16 protein-coding genes and 2 tRNA genes are annotated in these 16,270 nt (G+C 71.8%); 6 read left to right on the forward strand and 12 right to left on the reverse strand.

Annotated features, from left to right (window positions below; translation table 11 throughout):
- The first annotated feature begins 54 nt into the window (after nucleotides 1-54).
- A complete protein-coding gene (locus PYS65_RS22955; protein WP_279335820.1) occupies nucleotides 55-660 on the forward strand; it encodes a lytic polysaccharide monooxygenase auxiliary activity family 9 protein in 606 nt (201 codons plus the stop codon).
- Between the two features lie 82 nt (nucleotides 661-742).
- Here the strand turns inward: PYS65_RS22955 and PYS65_RS22960 are convergent.
- The 6 genes from PYS65_RS22960 to ehuB form a co-directional block, all read right to left on the reverse strand.
- Nucleotides 743-816 (reverse strand) — tRNA-Lys (locus PYS65_RS22960).
- Between the two features lie 130 nt (nucleotides 817-946).
- Nucleotides 947-1,711: an IclR family transcriptional regulator gene (locus PYS65_RS22965; protein ID WP_279335821.1), complete on the reverse strand. Its 765-nt coding sequence runs from the start codon at nucleotides 1,709-1,711 to the stop codon at nucleotides 947-949.
- A gap of 264 nt (nucleotides 1,712-1,975) precedes the next feature.
- Nucleotides 1,976-2,704: an ectoine/hydroxyectoine ABC transporter ATP-binding protein EhuA gene (gene ehuA / locus PYS65_RS22970; RefSeq protein WP_279338040.1), complete on the reverse strand. Its 729-nt coding sequence runs from the start codon at nucleotides 2,702-2,704 to the stop codon at nucleotides 1,976-1,978.
- 88 nt (nucleotides 2,705-2,792) lie between these two features.
- Nucleotides 2,793-3,443, reverse strand: coding sequence for an ectoine/hydroxyectoine ABC transporter permease subunit EhuD (gene ehuD / locus PYS65_RS22975; RefSeq protein WP_279335822.1), 651 nt, complete (start codon nucleotides 3,441-3,443; stop codon nucleotides 2,793-2,795).
- Complete coding sequence (gene ehuC / locus PYS65_RS22980) at nucleotides 3,443-4,156, reverse strand: ectoine/hydroxyectoine ABC transporter permease subunit EhuC (protein WP_279335823.1); 714 nt, start codon at nucleotides 4,154-4,156, stop codon at nucleotides 3,443-3,445. The genes ehuD and ehuC overlap by 1 nt, the downstream gene beginning before the upstream one ends.
- A complete protein-coding gene (gene ehuB / locus PYS65_RS22985) occupies nucleotides 4,153-5,079 on the reverse strand; it encodes an ectoine/hydroxyectoine ABC transporter substrate-binding protein EhuB (RefSeq protein WP_279335824.1) in 927 nt (308 codons plus the stop codon). The genes ehuC and ehuB overlap by 4 nt, the downstream gene beginning before the upstream one ends.
- A gap of 97 nt (nucleotides 5,080-5,176) precedes the next feature.
- Between ehuB and PYS65_RS22990 the strand changes: the two genes are divergently transcribed.
- Entirely contained in the window at nucleotides 5,177-5,671 is a 495-nt protein-coding gene (locus PYS65_RS22990) for a DUF3830 family protein (protein ID WP_279335825.1), read from the forward strand.
- Here PYS65_RS22990 and PYS65_RS22995 read toward each other — a convergent pair.
- Complete coding sequence (locus tag PYS65_RS22995; protein ID WP_279335826.1) at nucleotides 5,652-7,088, reverse strand: amidase; 1,437 nt, start codon at nucleotides 7,086-7,088, stop codon at nucleotides 5,652-5,654. The two genes, PYS65_RS22990 and PYS65_RS22995, sit on opposite strands and share 20 nt — an antisense overlap.
- A 16-nt stretch (nucleotides 7,089-7,104) precedes the next feature.
- Nucleotides 7,105-8,112, reverse strand: a complete 1,008-nt coding sequence (locus tag PYS65_RS23000) for a D-2-hydroxyacid dehydrogenase (protein WP_279335827.1) — start codon at nucleotides 8,110-8,112, stop codon at nucleotides 7,105-7,107.
- 138 nt (nucleotides 8,113-8,250) lie between these two features.
- Here PYS65_RS23000 and PYS65_RS23005 point away from each other — a divergent pair, with 138 nt between their 5' ends.
- The 3 genes from PYS65_RS23005 (at nucleotide 8,251) to PYS65_RS23015 (ending at nucleotide 11,374) form a co-directional block, all read left to right on the forward strand.
- Nucleotides 8,251-9,237: a maleate cis-trans isomerase family protein gene (locus PYS65_RS23005; RefSeq protein WP_279335828.1), complete on the forward strand. Its 987-nt coding sequence runs from the start codon at nucleotides 8,251-8,253 to the stop codon at nucleotides 9,235-9,237.
- Nucleotides 9,234-9,965: a maleate cis-trans isomerase family protein gene (locus tag PYS65_RS23010; RefSeq protein WP_279335829.1), complete on the forward strand. Its 732-nt coding sequence runs from the start codon at nucleotides 9,234-9,236 to the stop codon at nucleotides 9,963-9,965. Before PYS65_RS23005 ends, PYS65_RS23010 begins: the two co-directional genes overlap by 4 nt.
- 299 nt (nucleotides 9,966-10,264) lie before the next feature.
- Nucleotides 10,265-11,374, forward strand: a complete 1,110-nt coding sequence (locus PYS65_RS23015; protein ID WP_279335830.1) for an LLM class flavin-dependent oxidoreductase — start codon at nucleotides 10,265-10,267, stop codon at nucleotides 11,372-11,374.
- On the opposite strand, the gene PYS65_RS23020 is transcribed toward PYS65_RS23015, so the two are convergent.
- A complete protein-coding gene (locus tag PYS65_RS23020) occupies nucleotides 11,347-13,293 on the reverse strand; it encodes a putative bifunctional diguanylate cyclase/phosphodiesterase (RefSeq protein WP_279335831.1) in 1,947 nt (648 codons plus the stop codon). The two genes, PYS65_RS23015 and PYS65_RS23020, sit on opposite strands and share 28 nt — an antisense overlap.
- A 336-nt stretch (nucleotides 13,294-13,629) precedes the next feature.
- On the opposite strand from PYS65_RS23020, the gene PYS65_RS23025 reads away from it, so the two are divergent.
- Nucleotides 13,630-14,976, forward strand: a complete 1,347-nt coding sequence (locus PYS65_RS23025) for a M6 family metalloprotease domain-containing protein (protein ID WP_423836112.1) — start codon at nucleotides 13,630-13,632, stop codon at nucleotides 14,974-14,976.
- Between the two features lie 39 nt (nucleotides 14,977-15,015).
- Here the strand turns inward: PYS65_RS23025 and PYS65_RS23030 are convergent.
- The 3 genes from PYS65_RS23030 to PYS65_RS23040 form a co-directional block, all read right to left on the reverse strand.
- Nucleotides 15,016-15,089: transfer RNA gene (locus tag PYS65_RS23030), tRNA-Lys, on the reverse strand.
- A complete protein-coding gene (locus PYS65_RS23035; protein WP_279335833.1) occupies nucleotides 15,080-15,697 on the reverse strand; it encodes a bifunctional DNA primase/polymerase in 618 nt (205 codons plus the stop codon). The genes PYS65_RS23030 and PYS65_RS23035 overlap by 10 nt, the downstream gene beginning before the upstream one ends.
- 163 nt (nucleotides 15,698-15,860) lie before the next feature.
- Nucleotides 15,861-16,226: a hypothetical protein gene (locus PYS65_RS23040; RefSeq protein WP_279335834.1), complete on the reverse strand. Its 366-nt coding sequence runs from the start codon at nucleotides 16,224-16,226 to the stop codon at nucleotides 15,861-15,863.
- Nucleotides 16,227-16,270: the final 44 nt, after the last annotated feature.

The raw sequence follows: 16,270 nt of genomic DNA on the forward strand, positions 1-16,270 counted from the left end.
AGACCTACCTGCACAGCTCAGTGAAACTCCCCCACGTTCTCCAGGAGCGGCAGCATGCGCACACGGACCAAGCTGTACGCAGCCGCGGTAGGACTGGCCACGACCGGAGCGTTCGTGCTCTCCTCCGGCGGTGCCAGCAGCCACGGCTACACCGATCTGCCCATCAGCAGGCAGAAGCTCTGCCAGAACGGCAGTGTGACGAACTGCGGCGACATCCAGTGGGAGCCGCAGAGCGTCGAGGGCCCCAAGGGCTTCCCCGGCTCCGGCGCCGCGGACGGCCGGCTCTGTTCGGCCAACAACACGCGGTTCGCCCAGCTCGACAGCCCGAAGACGCCCTCGGGCGGCGCCTGGCCGACGACCAGGGTGACGGGCGGCCAGAACTACACCTTCCGGTGGCAGTTCACGGCCATGCACGCCACCAGCGACTTCTCGTACTACATCACCAAGCCAGGCTGGAACCAGAACCACAACCTGGCCCGGTCCGACCTCAACCTCACCCCGTTCCTGAAGGTGCCCTACAACGGGCAGCGCCCGCCGCAGACCCTCTCGCACAGCGGCACCCTGCCGTCCGGGCTGAGCGGGCGCCACGTCATCCTCGCGGTGTGGTCGGTCGCCGACACGGGCAACGCGTTCTACGCCTGCTCGGACGTCACCTTCTGACAGCACCTTCCGGGGTCGCCTCCCGGGGTGCGGCGCCGGACACGTCGAAGGGCCTCCCGCTGGTGCGAGAGGCCCTTCACCGTGCGCCGCCAGGGACTCGAACCCCGGACCCGCTGATTAAGAGTCAGCTGCTCTAACCAACTGAGCTAGCGGCGCATGACTCCCGCCGTCCGCTTCCCGCGACCGGCGACTCGAAAATAATACCCGGTCCCGGGGGTGCTCCGGCCACGGCGGCGCCCGCCGTGGCCGTGGCCGGAGCACCCCCGGGACTGCCGGACCGGAGGCCTCAGATCGCCATCGACAGCAGGACCGGCGCCGCGTTGCGGTTGAGGGCGTCGGCGGCGTGGCGCAGACGGTGGGCGTGTTCGACGGGCAGGGACAGGGCCAGGCAGCCCACCGAGGAACCGGCGGTGATCGGGACGGCCGCGCAGACCGTGCCGATCGCGTACTCCTGGAGGTCCAGGACCGGCACCGTGGGCGGGTGCGCCGCCAGCTGGGAGAGCAGCAGCCGGTCGCTGGTGACGGTGCGCGAGGTGAGCCGGACCGTCCGGTGCCGGTCGAGGTGCTCGCGCCGGCCGTTGTGGTCGAGCTGGGACAGCAGGCTCTTGCCGAGCGCGGTGGCGTGCGCCGCGTCACGGAAGTCGACCCACTCGTTGACCTTCGGGGTGGCCGGCCCGTCGGCGTACTGGGTGACCTTGACCTCGCCGTCCACGTACCGGCTCATGTAGACGGCGGCTCCGACGGAGTCGCGGAGCCGGTCCAGGGTGCGCTGGAGCTTGTCGTGCAGGGCCTCCTCGTGTTCCTGTTCCTGGGCCGAGCAGAGGCGGGCGAACGCCTCCCCGGCGACGTACGCGCCGTCGGCGCCCTGTTCGACGTAGGCCTCGCGACACAGCATGGGCAGGAGCGTGGTCAGTCGCTCCCGGCCCAGGCCGCTCTCGCGGGCGAGTTGGGTGCCGGTGATCCCGGTGGTGTGCCGCGACACCGTGTCCAGGACGCGCAGGGCGTCCTGGACCGAGTGGTACGGAGCGGTCGGCTTGTGCTTCAGCGCCACGGTGTTTCCCCCTGCGCTCGCTTGTAGGTCCTGTCGTCACCTTCCCGCCCGCCCGGCGGGCGGGAAGGTGACGACAGGACCTGGGGCCGCAATCCGGTCAGCGAATCCCTTCCACGATAGCCGTCAAGCGGCTGTCCAGGAGAGAGTGTTGACGAGATCGCGGCCTTCCCAACTGCGGAACCGGTCCTCGGGCATATGCCAGAGGAATGCCCCGGTGCGTCCACCTCGGACGTTCCGGAGCCCTCCCCCGAACACGCCCCGTCATCACAGGACCGCGCTGAGGAACTCCCGGGTGCGGTCGTGCTCCGGCTCGCTGAAGATCTTCTCCGGGGCGCCGGCCTCGATGATCCGGCCCGAGTCGAACATCAGGACGCGGTCGGAGATGTCCCGGGCGAAGTTCATCTCGTGGGTGACGCAGAGCATGGTGATGTCGGTGGAGCGGGCGATGTCCCGCAGCACGTCCAGGACACCCGCGACCAGCTCCGGGTCCAGCGCCGAGGTCACCTCGTCCAGCAGCAGCACCTGCGGCCGCATGGCCAGCGCCCGCGCGATCGCCACCCGCTGCTGCTGACCGCCGGACAGCTGCGCGGGGTGCTTGTCGACGTGCTCGGTCAGCCCGACCATCTCCAGCAGCTCCCGCGCCCGCTCCTCGGCCTCGTCCTTCGACATGCCGAGCACGGTGACCGGGGCCTCGGTGATGTTCCGCAGCACCGTCATGTTCGGGAACAGGTTGAACTGCTGGAAGACCATGCCGATCTTCTTGCGGATCTCGCGGACCTGCTTCTCGGGTGCGGGGTACAGCTGGTCCCCGTCGACGGTGACCGTGCCCTCGTCGGGCTTCAGCAGGGTCATCAGCAGGCGCAGGATCGTGGTCTTGCCCGACCCGGACGGCCCGATCAGGGTGACGTGCTTGCCGGCGTCCACGGAGAAGTCCAGGTTGTCGAGGACCGTGTGGTGACCGAACCGCTTGGTGACCCGCTCCAGCCGGATCAGCTCGTTGCCGTTGGACCGGCCGACGCCCGCGGGGGTCTTCCCGGTGCTGACACCGGCACCGACACCGGTGTCGGACGTGGGGGTGTGTTCAGTGGACAAGGCGTCGCTCCAGGGCTCGCAGGGCAAGGGAGGCCAGGTAGGAGATGACGATGAAGGCGATGCCGATCACCGTCAGGGGCTCGGTGAACTGGAAGTGCTGCTGGGCGAAGAGGCGCGCCTCACCGAGCATCTCCAGCACGGTGATCGCCATCAGCAGGGGCGTGTCCTTCAGCATCGAGATGACGTAGTTGCCGAGCGCGGGCACGACCCTGCGCACGGCCTGCGGCAGGATCACCGCGGTCCACGTCCGGCGCAGCGGCAGGTTCAGTGCCGTCGCCGCCTCCCACTGGCCCACCGGCACGGCCTCGATGCCCGCGCGGTAGACCTGCATCGTGTACGTCGAGTAGTGCAGACCGATGGCGAAGACACCCGTGGCCAGCGCCGAGAAGGTCAGGCCCCACTCGGGCAGCACGTAGAACAGGAAGAACAGCTGCACCAGCAGCGGGGTGTTGCGGACGAACTCCGTCACCGCGCCGACCGGCCAGGTCACCCAGCGGGACGGCACCCGCATCAGCAGGGCCCACACCAGGCCGAGGACGAACGAGATCAGTGAGCCGAACACCAGGATCTGCAGGGTGACCAGCAGACCGTCCCAGAAGTACGGCATGAACTCGGAGACCGCGTTCCAGTCCCACTTCATCAGACCGCACCTCCCGCGTTGGTGGTCTCGGCCCGCTTCAGCTCCACGTCCGGGTCGTGCTTCGGCGTCCTGCCGACCCCGGCCTTCAGCTTCTTCTCCAGACCGCGCATGACCCGGGTGAGCAGGAAGGCGATCACGAAGTAGATCACCAGGATGTACGTGTAGATCTCGGCGCTCTCCTGCAGCGCGAGGCGCACCAGGTTGCCGCTGAACGCCAGATCGCCCATGCCCATGATGGACACCAGGGCGGTGCCCTTGAGCAGCTCGATCAGCAGGTTGGAGAACGGCGGGATCATCTCCGGCACCGCCTGCGGCAGCAGGATCAGCCGCAGCCGCTGGGTGGGCGTGAAGCTGAGCGCGATGCCGCCCTCGCGCTGGGCGGGATCGACGGCGGCCAGCGCACCGCGCACGATCTCCGAACCGTAGGCGCCGTAGGTCAGGCCCAGGGCCAGCGTGCCCGCCCACAGCGGCACCAGCTGCCAGCCGAAGGCCGGGGGCAGCACGAAGAACACCCAGAAGATCATCACCAGTGCCGAGGTACCGCGGAACACCTCGGTGTAGAAGCCCGCGAGGAAGCGGACGAACTTCAGCCGGTGGGTGCGCGCGACGCCCACCACGAAGGAGACCGCCGTCGCCAGCAGCGCGCTGAGGACCAGCAGCTGGATCGTGACCCAGACGCCCTTGAGTACGAGTTCCCAGAGTCCTGAGGTCATCCGCCGCACAGCTCCTTCGCGGTCAGATCCGTCATCTCGTCCTCGGTGAAACCGAACGGCCTGAGGATGCGCAGCAGCTCGCCGCTCTCCTTCAGTTTGCCCAGCTCGACGTTGAACGCGTCCCGCAGATTCGTCTCGGTCGGCCGGAAGGCGAACGCGCCGCCGTCGACGTGCGGCTTGCCGTCGACGATCGGCTTGAAGGGCTCCGTGACCTCGGCCTTGGCCGACTTCTTGACCACCTCGCGGGTGGTGAGCGCCGTACCGGCGAAGACGTCGACCCGCCCGGCCTCCACCGCGTTCAGCCCGGCGACCTGGTCGGGGACGATCAGGATGTCGCCCTCCGGATACCCGGCCTCGACCGCGTACGCGATCTCCGCGTACCCGGTGCCGGTGGCGAACTTCGCCTTCTTCTCGACGACGTCCCGGTAACTGGTCAGCCCCTTCGGGTTGCCCTTGCGCACGATGAACGAATCGAGCATCTGGTAGTCGGGGTCGGAGAATATGACCTGCTCGCAGCGGGCGGGGTTGACGTACATCCCGGCGGCCACGACGTCGAACTGCTGCGAGTTCAGCCCCGGGATCAGCGAGCCGAACTCGGTGGGCACGGGCTGGACCCGGTCCACCCCGAGCCGTTTGAAGATGACCTTGGCGAGTTCCGGTGCCTCGCCGGTCAGTCTGCCGTTCCTGTCGATGTAGCCGAAGGGGATCTCGCCGGCGATGCCCAGGCGGACCACGCCCGCCGCCTTGAGCCGGGACAGCAGGTCACCGCCGTTGGTACTTGCCTCGGTGGGCACGCGCGAGCAGCCCGCCGCGCCGAGTGCGCCGAGCGCCGCGACCCCCGCGAGCAGCGATCGGCGTGAGGGCCCGGTCGGGCCGGAAGTGTCTCCGCGTCGTCTCAGTGGTCTTGCCAGTGGTGGAGCCATGGCGGCGCGGCTACCCCAGAAGACACCGGTTATGCCCGCTGCTTTCGGCCCCGTTCGGCGGTCGGGCGGTCTTGACCGGTGCGGGACGATGGGTCTCATGATGGACCGATATGTCGAGGTCTCGCTGGCCAAACGCGGAATCACCTGTACGGCCCGGTTGCTCGACGACCGTGCGCCGATCACCTGCGCGGCCGTCTGGGACGCCCTGCCCCTGTCCGGCGACGTCTACCACGCCAAATACGCGCGCAACGAGGTCTACGCCCTGTTCCCGCCCTTCGCGAAGGCGGAACCGCCGCTGGAGAACCCGACCGTCACACCCGTCCCGGGAGACCTCTGCTACTTCTCCTTCGCGGGCGCGGAACTGGGCACCAGGGCCTACGGCTACGACCGCGAGGTCGGCCCGGGTGCCACGGTCGTCGACCTGGCCCTGTTCTACGAGCGGAACAACCTGCTGCTGAACGGCGACGTGGGCTGGGTGCCCGGCATCGTCTGGGGCCAGGTCGTGGAGGGCCTGGCGGAGATGGCCGACGGGTGCAACGACCTGTGGCGCGGCGGCGCGCAGGGGGAGACGCTCAGCTTCCGGCGGGCGTGATCCCGGGCGGCCGGACGGCTTCGGCGGCTCCGCTCCCGAAGAGCGCGTGGGCCGCCCGCAGCACCAGCGCGTCGGCGTGGCGGGCGCCCACGAGCTGCACCCCGATCGGCAGACCGGCCGCGTCGGTGCCCACGGGGACGCTCGCCGCGGGCTGCTGGGTCAGGTTGAACGGATAGGTGAACGGGGTCCAGCCCGTCCAGCGTCGGTGGCCGGAACCTTTCGGTACCTCCACGCCCGCCTCGAACGCCGTCCGCGGCAGGGCCGGGGTGACGAGGAGGTCGTGGGTGTCGTGGAAGAGACCCATGCGCCGGCCCAGGTCCATCCGGACGTCCACCGCCGCCAGGTAGTCCAGCGCCGACCGGCGGGCGCCTTCGCCGCAGATCTCCCGCAGCCCGGGGTCCAGCAGTTCCCGCCGCTCCCGCGTGAGGTGCTGCACCACCCGGGCGGCCCCGGCGAACCACAGGGTGTGGAAGGCGTCCACCGGGTCGGTGAGGTCCGGGTCGGTCTCCTCCACGTACGCGCCGAGCGCGGCCAGTCGCTCCACCGTCCGCCGTACCGCCGCCGCCACTTCGGGCTCCACCGCCACCTGGCCGCCCAGCGACGGCGAGTACGCCACCCGCAGCCCCCGCACCCCGCCGTCCAGCCCCTCCCGGAAGGAGCCGGGGGCCGGCGCGAGCGCCGACCAGTCGCGGGAGTCCGGCCCGCCGATCACGTCCATCAGCAGCGCCGCGTCCGCCGCGTCCCGCGTCATCGGGCCGACGTGCGCCAGCGTGCCGAAGGCGCTCGCCGGATACAGCGGCACCCTCCCGTACGTCGGCTTCAGCGCGAAGATCCCGCAGAACGCCGCCGGGATGCGGACACTGCCGCCGCCGTCCGTCCCCAGGGCCAGCGGTCCCGCGCCCAGCGCCACCGCCGCCGCCGCGCCCCCGCTGGAACCGCCCGCGGTCCGCGCGGGGTCGTGCGGGTTGCGGGTGACACCGCTGAGCGGGGAGTCCGTCACCCCCTTCCAGCCGAACTCGGGGGTCGTCGTCTTGCCGAGGAAGACGGCGCCGTGCTCCCGCAGCCGCGCCACCGACGGGGCGTCCTCGTCCCAGCGGCCCGCCGGGTCGACGGAGCGCGAGCCGCGCAGCGTCGGGGCGCCGCGCAGCAGCAGGATGTCCTTCACCGTGACCGGCACCCCGTCCAGCAGCCCGCGCGGCTCACCGCGCCGCCACCGTTCCTCGGAGGCGGCGGCCCGCTCCAGAGCCTCCTCGGCGAACAGCCGGACGAACGCGTTCACCTCCGGCTGGACCGCCTCGGCCCGCTCCAGTGCCGCGCGGGTCACCGCCACGGGACCGAACTCGCCCCGGCGGTAACCGTCGAGGAGCCGCACGGCGGTCAGGTCGGTGAGCCCGGTGGGCTCGGTGGACTCGGACATCGGCTCTCCCGCCACATCAGTGCCCGGGTACGTACCCGCGCTGTTTGTCGACCACGTTCACCAGCGGCTTGCCCGCCTCCCAGAGCTCGTACAACTCCACGAACTGGGCGGCGAGTTCGTCGCGCCAGCCGATCGTGTCCCCGCTCATGTGCGGCGACACGATCAGCCCGGGGGCCCGCCACAGCGGGCTGTCCGGGGGGAGCGGCTCGGCCTCGAAGACGTCCAGGGCGGCGCCCGCGATCCGGTGTTGCCCGAGGGCCTCGGCGAGCGCCTCCTCGACGACCAGCGGCCCGCGCCCGACGTTGACGAAGTGGGCGGACGGCTGCATCACCCCGAAGCGGCGGGCGTCGAACATGCCCCGGGTCTGCTCGGTCAGCGGCGCGGCGGAGATCACCCAGTCCGCGCGGGCGATCAGCCGGTCCAGGTCCTCGGAGCCGTGCACCCCCGCGCGCGGGGTGCGGCCGACCAGCGCGGTGGTGACGCCGAGCGCCTCGAGCGTGCCGGCGATCGCCCGGCCGATCGGCCCCGACCCGACGACGCAGGCACGGGTCCCGGCGACCTTGCGCGACTCGCGGTGGAGCCAGGTCCGCTCCCGCTGGAACTCCAGCGTCCGCGGCAGGTCCTTCGCCAGCGCCAGCACGAGAGCGGCGACGTACTCGGCGATCGGCAGGTCGAAGACGCCCCGCGCGTTGGTGACCACCGTGTCGGAGGCGGCGAGTTCCGGACAGAGAAGGTGATCCACTCCGGCGCTCGCGGTGTGCACCCAGCGCGGCCGCGGCCCCCCGCCCGGCCAGGCGGAACGCACCGCGTGCGAGGTGAAGTCCCAGACCAGCAGCACGTCGGCGTGCGGGAGGCGCTCGGCGAGCGTCGAGGCGTCCGCGTGCTCGATCCGGACCCTGCCGGTCAGCCCGCCCAGCCGGGGCGGCGGGTCGGCGTCCAGGACGAGCAGCGTGGGGACGGCCCCCGGCGTGGGCGAAGAGGCGGTCGAGGCGGTGGTCGCGGGGGTGGGCGAGGGGGTGGACATGGGCCGCCGTTTCCCCGGATGACCGGAAGTCTGAGATGTACGGATTGACCACGCTGGCACCCCGAACCTACCGTCGTCAACACGGGCGTTTCGGCGAACCGTTGCGTGCTCGTCTCTCACCGTGAGGCCGGTGCTGACATGGACGTCTCCTTCATCGGCGGTCCCGGCCCGCAGCGCGGTGTCGGCGTGGTCGCCCCCTTCGACTTCGCGCTGGACCGCGAGCTCTGGCGCTGGACGCCGGACGACGTGTCCCTGCATCTCACCCGAACGCCGTACGTGCCGGTCGAGGTCAGCCTGGACCTCGCCCGGCTGATCAGCGAACACGAGACCCTCGGCAACGCGGTGAGCACGCTCACCGCGGTCGGTCCCGAGGTCGTCGCCTACGCCTGCACGTCCGGCAGTTTCGTCGGCGGGGTCCTGGGGGAGCGCGCCATGTGCGAGGCGATGAGCAGGACCGGCGCGGTCCCGGCGATCACCACCTCCGGCGCGCTGCTGGAGGCGCTGGTGGAACTGGACGTACGGCGGGTGGCGCTGGTGACGCCGTACACCGTGTCGGTGACCCGGTCGCTGGAGCAGTACGTGGCGCAGGCCGGGGTCACGGTGACAGGCTGTGCGTACATGGGTCTGACCCGGCAGATCTGGCGGGTCGCCTACCGGGAGGTGGTGGACATGGCCCGGCGGGCGACGGCGCGCGGCCGGCTCGGCGCGGCGGACGCGCTGTTCCTCTCCTGCACCAACCTGCCGACGTACGACGTGATCCCGCAGCTGGAGGCGGAACTGCGCATACCGGTCATCTCGGCCAACCAGGTGACCATGTGGGCGGCGTTGCGCCGATTGGGTACCCGGGCGGTGGGACCGTATCAGGCGCTGATCGACACGTCGGCGCGTGTCACGACCGGGCCCGGGAACGAGACCGGGACCGGCGCCGAGGCCGTACTGCCGGACCGGACGTCCGGCGCGGTGCTGCCGCGGAGCCCGGTGCCGCCGCCCGCTCCGGTACTGCCGGACGGGCCCCGGGCGCCGGGCGTGCAAGGTGCTCAGGGCGTGCAAGGTGCTCAGGGCGTTCCGGGCGCGCAGGGTGTGTCGGGGGTGCCGGACGAGAAGCAGCAGGAAGGCTGGACATGACCGCACTGGGATTCCTCTATCCGGGACACGCCGCCGAGGACGACTATCCGCGCGCCGAGCAGCTGCTGGGCAGTGACATCCGGGTGGACCTGGTGCACACCGACATCGGTGAGGACGCGCACCGGGTCGACGCGCTGCTCGCGATGGGCGACGCCGACCGGCTCGCGGCCGGCGTCGGGGAGCTGCGGCGCGCGGGCGTCGACGCGGTGGTGTGGGCCTGCACCAGCGGCAGCTTCGTACGCGGCTGGGAGGGCGCGCAGGAGCAGGTGCGCGCCCTCGCCCGGACGGCGGGCACCCCGGCCTCCTCCACCTCGTTCGCCTTCGTGCACGCGGCCCGGGAGATCGGGGCGCGGCGGGTCGCCGTCGGCGCGACCTACCCGGACGACGTGGCCGCGCTCTTCGCCGACTTCCTGGCCGCCGGCTCGGTGACGGTGACGGGGGTGACCAGTTCCGGGATCATCACGGCGGCGGAGGTAGGCACCTGGGGCGAGGCCGAGCTGTTCGCCCTGGCCCGCGCGGCCGACCACCCGGACGCCCGGGCGGTCCTCCTGCCCGACACGGCCCTGCACACGCTCGCCCACCTCCCGGCCCTGGAGAAGGAGCTCGGCAAACCGGTCCTCACCGCCAACCAGGTCACCGTCTGGGAGGCCCTGCGCCTGGCCGACCGCAGGGTGAACGCCCCTTCCCTGGGCGCCCTGTTCACCCGGGAGCCGATCGTGCAGGTGTGAGCGGTGCGACGGCGTCCCGCCAGGTGGTGCGGGGGATCAAGACGTCGGAATCCGCAGGCCGGGGACGGCGGTCCCGCCGGTTCGGGTGTTCGACCCGCCTCCACGAAGACCGTCACGGGCCCTGTACCGGAACGCGAAGCGCTTGACTCCCGCACCACGCCGCGGGACACGACCAGCGGTTCGGGCGGACACGCACGGCCGCGGCGGCGGGGGCGGTGCGGCGAGGCGAGGGGAACAAACGGGGACACCTCCCTGTTGGTGGCCGGTGAGACGTCACCCGAAACAGGAGGCACCCCGCCGTGGCCGCAGACGACACCGCAGCCGACGAGATCCGAGGCACGGCACAGGGCACCGCCCCCGTGCCGCTGTCCGTCCTCGACCTGGTCACCGTGGGTGCCGGCCACACCGCCACCGAGGCGCTGCGCACGGGTGTCGACCTCGCCCGGCTCGCCGAGGCACGCGGCTTCCACCGGTTCTGGGTCGCCGAGCACCACTCCATGCCGGGTGTGGCGTCCTCGTCCCCGGCGGTGATCCTGGCCCACCTCGCCGCGCACACCGACCGCATCCGGCTCGGCTCGGGCGGGGTGATGCTGCCCAACCACGCCCCGCTCGTCATCGCCGAGCAGTTCGGCACGCTCGAGGCCATGGCCCCCGGCCGGATCGACCTCGGCCTCGGCCGCGCCCCCGGCACCGACGGCGCCACCGCCGCCGCCCTGCGCCGCACCGAGAGGCTGAACGAGGGCGCCGACGACTTCCCCCAGCAGCTCGCCGAGCTGACCCGCTTCCTGGACGACGACTTCCCCGACGGCCACCGCTACCGCCGCATCCACGCCGTCCCCGGCCCGGTCCAGGCGACCTCGCCCGGCGGGGTGCAGTCGACGCACCGGCCGCCGGTCTGGCTGCTCGGCTCCTCCGGCTTCAGCGCCCGGCTGGCCGGCCTGCTCGGCCTGCCGTTCGCCTTCGCCCACCACTTCTCCGCGCAGAACACCGTCCCCGCGCTGGACCTCTACCGCGAGTCGTTCACCCCGAGCGACGTCCTCGAGGCGCCCTACGCCCTGATCGGGGTCTCCGCGCTCGCGACCGACGACGAGAAGGAGGCCCGGCGCCAGGTCCTGGCCGCCGCGCTCAACATGGTCCGGCTGCGCACCGGCCGCCCCGGCCTGGTGCCCACCCCCGAGGAGGCGGAGGCGTACCCGTTCTCGCCGATGGAGCAGGACTTCGTCGAGTCCTGGAACGCCAACGTCGTGCACGGCACCCCGGACGAGGTCCGCGCCGGTCTGGACGACCTGCAGAAGCGCACCGGCGCCGACGAGCTGATGATCACGGCCAACGCGCACAGCGGTGACATACGCCTGCGTTCCTACGAACTCATCGCCGACGCCTACGGGTTGCCCACGACGTCCGCCTGAACCCCGGGCGTGCCCAGCAGTTCGGAGATGCGGTCCGGCGACACCGGACGGGAGTACAGCCAGCCCTGGCCGGTGTCGCACCCGATCCGGCGCAGCCGGGTGGCCTGCGCCGTGGTCTCCACGCACTCCGCGGTGACCGTCAGCCCCAGCCGGTGGGCGAGCTGCACCATCGCCTCGACGATGGCCTCGTCCGCCGGGCTGGGCGTCTGGTCCCGGTCCTCGTAGGGGAAGCCCCGGACGAAGGCGCCGTCCAGTTTCAGGACCGACACCGGCAGCCGGCTGAGGTAGGCCAGGTTCGAGTAGCCGGTGCCGAAGTCGTCGATGGCGATGCGCACGCCCATGTCGCTGAGCGCCTTCAGCGCCTGGAGGGGCCGGCCCGAGGAGCCCATCACCGCCGACTCGGTCAGCTCCAGCTGGAGGAGCTCCGGGGCGAGGCCCGTCTCCGTCAGGGTCTCGGCGACGTCCGCGACCAGATCGGAGTCCCAGACCTGCCGGACCGCCACATTGACGCTGACGAAGATCGGCGGCTCGGTGGGGTGCTCGACCTGCCAGTGGCGGGCCTGCCGGCAGGCGGTGCGCAGCACCCAGCGCCCGAGCTGGACGATCGAGCCGTCCTCCTCGGCGATGGAGATGAACCGATTCGGTGTCAGGGTGCCGAACTGCGGGTGGTTCCAGCGGACCAGGGCCTCCACACCGTGCACCCGGTCGTCCTCCATGCCGACCAGCGGCTGGTACTCCAGCGTGAACTCGCCCCGTTCGACGGCGGGGCGCAGCGTGGAGGCGAGGGCCTGGCGGGTCATGCGGTGCGCGTTGCGTTCCGGGTCGAACAGCGTCCAGCGGGACTTGCCGTCGGCCTTCGCCCAGTAGAGCGTCGTGTCGGCGGCCTGCATCAGCGCGGTGGGCGTGGTCCCGGCCGCGTGCCGTTCGACCACCCCGATGGACGCCGAGACCGACAGCCGCCGGCCGTCCACGTCGAAGGGGTCCTGGATCGCCCCGAGCACCGACTCGGCGAGGTCGGCGAGCTGTTCGGTGCCCGTGGAGTCCTCGACCAGCAGCGCGAACTCGTCCCCGCCGAGCCGGGCCACCAGCGGGGTGCCGGCCCTGGACCGGCCCGCCTCCTCGGCGCACAGCGTCAGCCGTTCGGCGACGGCGGCCAGCAGCCGGTCGCCGACGCGGTGGCCCAGGGCGTCGTTGATGGCCTTGAACCCGTCGAGGTCCAGGGAGCAGAGCCCGATCCGGCCGGTGCCGCTCTGCTCGTAGGACTCCGCCTCCAGGGCGGCCGTCAGCCGTTCGAAGAACAGGGTGCGGTTGGGCAGCCGGGTCACCGGGTCGTGCATCTGCAAGTAGTGGAGCCGGGACTGGAGTTCGCGGCGGGCGCTGACGTCGGCGACGGACAGCAGGACGCCGGGCGCCTCGGCCGCGGGGGGTGCGTCCCCCGCGTCCCCCGCCTCAGGGGGGAGTGGCGCGACCGACACCTGCACCCACAGCGAGTGCCCCTCGGGGTGCTTGAGCCGGCGGGTGCAGCGCAGCCGCGCCTGCCGGCCGCACAGCACCTCGCGGTAGGAGTGCCAGGCGCGCGCGTCGGAGGAGAGGTCCACCAGGTCGGCGGCGGCGGCCCCGACCAGGGTGTCCGGTGCGCGGCCCAGCAGGGTGGCGAGGGTGCTGTTGGCGCTGACCACCCTGCCCTCGCGGTCGACCACCGCCATGGCGAGCGGAGCGGCCGTGAAGACGGAGCGGTACGACGGAGGCGGCGCCAGGGGGGACGCCGGCAGGGGCGCCAGAGGCGAGGTCGGCGGGGGCGCCGGGGGTGAGGCCGGTTCTTCACGTTCGGCACGGGATGGGGCAGAGGTGTCACTCTCCGTGACGATCGGCCGGTTGAGGTCTGCTGCGGGCGTCGGCCCTTCGGACGTTCCGCTCACCGCTCGCTCCCGCCGTGCACTCGATCGCTGTCCGTGCCGGAAAGCCTCAGGAATGTCTCAGGAAAGTGTGCCGATCATAGAGGCCGACCCGGAGCCCTTCCAGTCACTGTCCAGTGTCCAGCACGGTCACGCATCTCTGCCAGATCGTTTCTGCTCGGAGGTGGACGGCTTCTTCAGGCCTGAGACCGGTTGTGACGTTCCGTAAGTGGTTCGAGGCGCCGAACGTGAACGGAAACCTCGGCCTCTCACCCGTCCGGTGTAGATAAACAGGGCGCAGTATGACAATCCATCTCATTCTGGGTGCGGTGTCCTGCGAACCGTCTCCCGGAGGTCCTAGTGCCGCGCCAGCTCCCCCTGAGACGACTCGGACATGAGGCTCTCAGGGGATTGGGCCGACAGGGTGGTGAGTACGGCCGCCCTCGGCTGCGCAGCGCGGCGGCCGTACTCACCACCCTGTCGGCGCTCGCGGCCACGTCCCTGGTGACAGGCATCTCCGACGCCGAGCCCTTCTCCGCGGACCCCTGCGCCCTGACCCGCACCGACACGCACCACTCGGAGGGCCTGGACACCTGGAACGCCGCCTACCCCCGGCCGACCGGCCGGCTGGACGCCGTCATGGTGTTCCTGTCCTTCCCGGACTCGCACCCCCTGACCACCCCCGACGACATCGCCGCCGACCACTTCCCCGCCACCAGCGACTTCTTCCACCGGGCCTCCTACGGCAGATTCACCCTGCGCCCGCACGTCCTGCGTGGCTGGATTCCGATGCCGCGCCCGTCCACCGCGTACGCCATACGGCGTGACTGGTCCCTGCGGGACCGGTCCGCCTACCTGCGCGACGCGCTCGCCGCCGTCGATCCGAAGGTCGACTTCTCGCGCTACGACGTCGTGTACTTCGTCGCCGACCCGGACGCGCCCGGGGTGGACTCCGACGCCACGAAGGTCGTCAACCTGGAGACCCCGCTGCGGGCGGACGGCACCGACATCCGCCGGGTCGTCACCGTGTTCGAGGACCATCCCCCGGACCGGCTGGTCCTCGCCCATGAGACCGGCCACGTCTTCGACCTCCCCGACCTCTACAACCGGCCTGTGGACGGCAAGAGCGACTGGGACACCCACGTCGGCGACTGGGACCTGATGGGCAGCCAGTTCGCCCTCGCCCCCGACCTGTTCGGCTGGCACAAGTGGAAGCTGGGCTGGCTGGCGCCCCGCCAGGTGCGGTGCGTGCAGGGCGCGGGGCCCGTGCGGCTGACGCTGGAACCGCTCGGGGCGGGGCCCGGCGTACCGGTGACCGGCGCGGCCGGGGCGCCCTCCTTCGGGCTGGGCCGGGGCACCAAGCTCGCCGTGGTGCGCACCGGCCCGGACAGCGTGCTCGCCTTCGAGGCGCGCGGTCCCGTCGGCGACGACGCGGGCGCCTGCCGGTCGGGGGTGCTGGTCTACAGGGTGCGCGGCACCACCCGGTCCGCTGAGGGGCCGATCGAGGTCGTCGACGCCCACCCGCACACGGAGGCCTGCTGGGGGGAGTCGGTCTACCCGCCCCTCGCGGACGCCCCGGTCGCCCTCGGCGAGAGCTTCACGGTGCCGGGGGAGGGCGTGCGGGTGCAAGTGCTGGGGCGTACGGATTCGGGGGCGTGGACGGTGCAGATCAGCATCGGGGCCGGAGAGGGGACCGAAGACGCGTAAAAGGCCCCTTGCTTTCGCAAGGAGCCTTCCACGTGTCTGTGCGCCGCCAGGGACTCGAACCCCGGACCCGCTGATTAAGAGTCAGCTGCTCTAACCAACTGAGCTAGCGGCGCCTGCTGACGTCGTAGACATTAGCACCCTGGTCGGCAGGAGGAAAAATCGATATCCGCACGGCCGCGCGCGCCGCCCGTACGGCCGCCCAGAGCAGCACCTCCGGGCCCGGCAGCCAGGGGTGACGCGTGTCCGGGGCGACCAGCCAGCGCGCGTCGGAGCGGTCCGCCCGCTCGCCCGGATCCGGCGCCGGAACGGTCACCGCGTCGCCGGTGCCGTGGCACAGCAGGGGCGGAACGGCGCCGGTGCGACCCGCCTCCCCGGCCTTCCTGCCGCGGGCGTCCCACTCCTCCCACTCCAGCAGCGCCGGCAGCCGCTGGGCGGTGCCGGGCGTCGAGAACAGCAGCATCCGGCCACGGAACTCGGCCACCGGACCGGAGCCCGGCCCCTCGTCCCACATCCGGTCCAGCATCCGGCGCCCGAAGGTCGAGGGGGCGCTCGCCACGTCGAAGGCGGAACCGCAGGGCAGCACGACGGGAGCGTGCGGCCGCTCCTCCCAGAGCGAGAGGGTGCTGCGCGGATACGTTCCTGCGGAGGCGAGCCAGGCGGCGCCGTCCGGGGTGACACCGCTGACGTCGGATGCCTTGCGTGCACTGCGTGTGCTGCTCATGCAGTCTGTCTACCCGCGGTGAGGGAACGGTTTCCCAGGGTTGCGGGAATCCGGGACACCGGGGCGGGGAGGGAGGTATCTTGCCCACCTGGCATATGCCACGCCTGTTCGAGGGGGTGGCGGCCGACCGACCACGCAGGGCACACGACCGTGCCCACACCGCTCACACCGGGTCGGCGGACCCCCGGCCCTCACCCCCGTGCAGCAGCTCCCGACCGAACTCGATCATCTTCTTCGCGTAGTCCTCGGTCCACTCGGCCCGCTCGGCGATGGCGGCCGGCGTCAGCCGGTCGAAGCGCCGCGGATCGGCCAGCTGCGCCGCCGCCACCGCCTGGAACTCCACCGCCCGGTCCGTCGCCGCGCGGAACGCGAGCGTCAGCTCCGTCGCCCGCTCCAGCAGCGCGCGCGGATCGTCGATCGACTCCAGGTCGAAGAAGTGCTCCGGATCGGCGGCCGCCTCCGCGGGCTCGAACAGCAGGGGCGCGGGGCGTAGCCGCGGTCGGTCCCGGTGCGGCGTGGGCTCCGCCATGTCGTCTCCCTTGTGCTCGTCCTTCTCGTCACACGCGCCGCACA

It is taken from the genome of Streptomyces cathayae (assembly GCF_029760955.1).
Lineage (GTDB): Bacteria > Actinomycetota > Actinomycetes > Streptomycetales > Streptomycetaceae > Streptomyces > Streptomyces cathayae.

Excerpts from the sequence above, each read along its gene's own strand:
- PYS65_RS22955 (WP_279335820.1), top strand. The coding sequence starts at position 55 with ATGCGCACACGGACCAAGCTGTACGCAGCCGCGGTAGGACTGGCCACG.
- ehuD (WP_279335822.1), bottom strand. The coding sequence starts at position 3,443 with ATGAAGTGGGACTGGAACGCGGTCTCCGAGTTCATGCCGTACTTCTGG.
- ehuC (WP_279335823.1), bottom strand. The coding sequence starts at position 4,156 with ATGACCTCAGGACTCTGGGAACTCGTACTCAAGGGCGTCTGGGTCACG.
- ehuB (WP_279335824.1), bottom strand. The coding sequence starts at position 5,079 with ATGGCTCCACCACTGGCAAGACCACTGAGACGACGCGGAGACACTTCC.
- PYS65_RS22990 (WP_279335825.1), top strand. The coding sequence starts at position 5,177 with ATGATGGACCGATATGTCGAGGTCTCGCTGGCCAAACGCGGAATCACC.
- PYS65_RS22995 (WP_279335826.1), bottom strand. The coding sequence starts at position 7,088 with ATGTCCGAGTCCACCGAGCCCACCGGGCTCACCGACCTGACCGCCGTG.
- PYS65_RS23000 (WP_279335827.1), bottom strand. The coding sequence starts at position 8,112 with ATGTCCACCCCCTCGCCCACCCCCGCGACCACCGCCTCGACCGCCTCT.
- PYS65_RS23005 (WP_279335828.1), top strand. The coding sequence starts at position 8,251 with ATGGACGTCTCCTTCATCGGCGGTCCCGGCCCGCAGCGCGGTGTCGGC.
- PYS65_RS23010 (WP_279335829.1), top strand. The coding sequence starts at position 9,234 with ATGACCGCACTGGGATTCCTCTATCCGGGACACGCCGCCGAGGACGAC.
- PYS65_RS23035 (WP_279335833.1), bottom strand. The coding sequence starts at position 15,697 with ATGAGCAGCACACGCAGTGCACGCAAGGCATCCGACGTCAGCGGTGTC.
- PYS65_RS23040 (WP_279335834.1), bottom strand. The coding sequence starts at position 16,226 with ATGGCGGAGCCCACGCCGCACCGGGACCGACCGCGGCTACGCCCCGCG.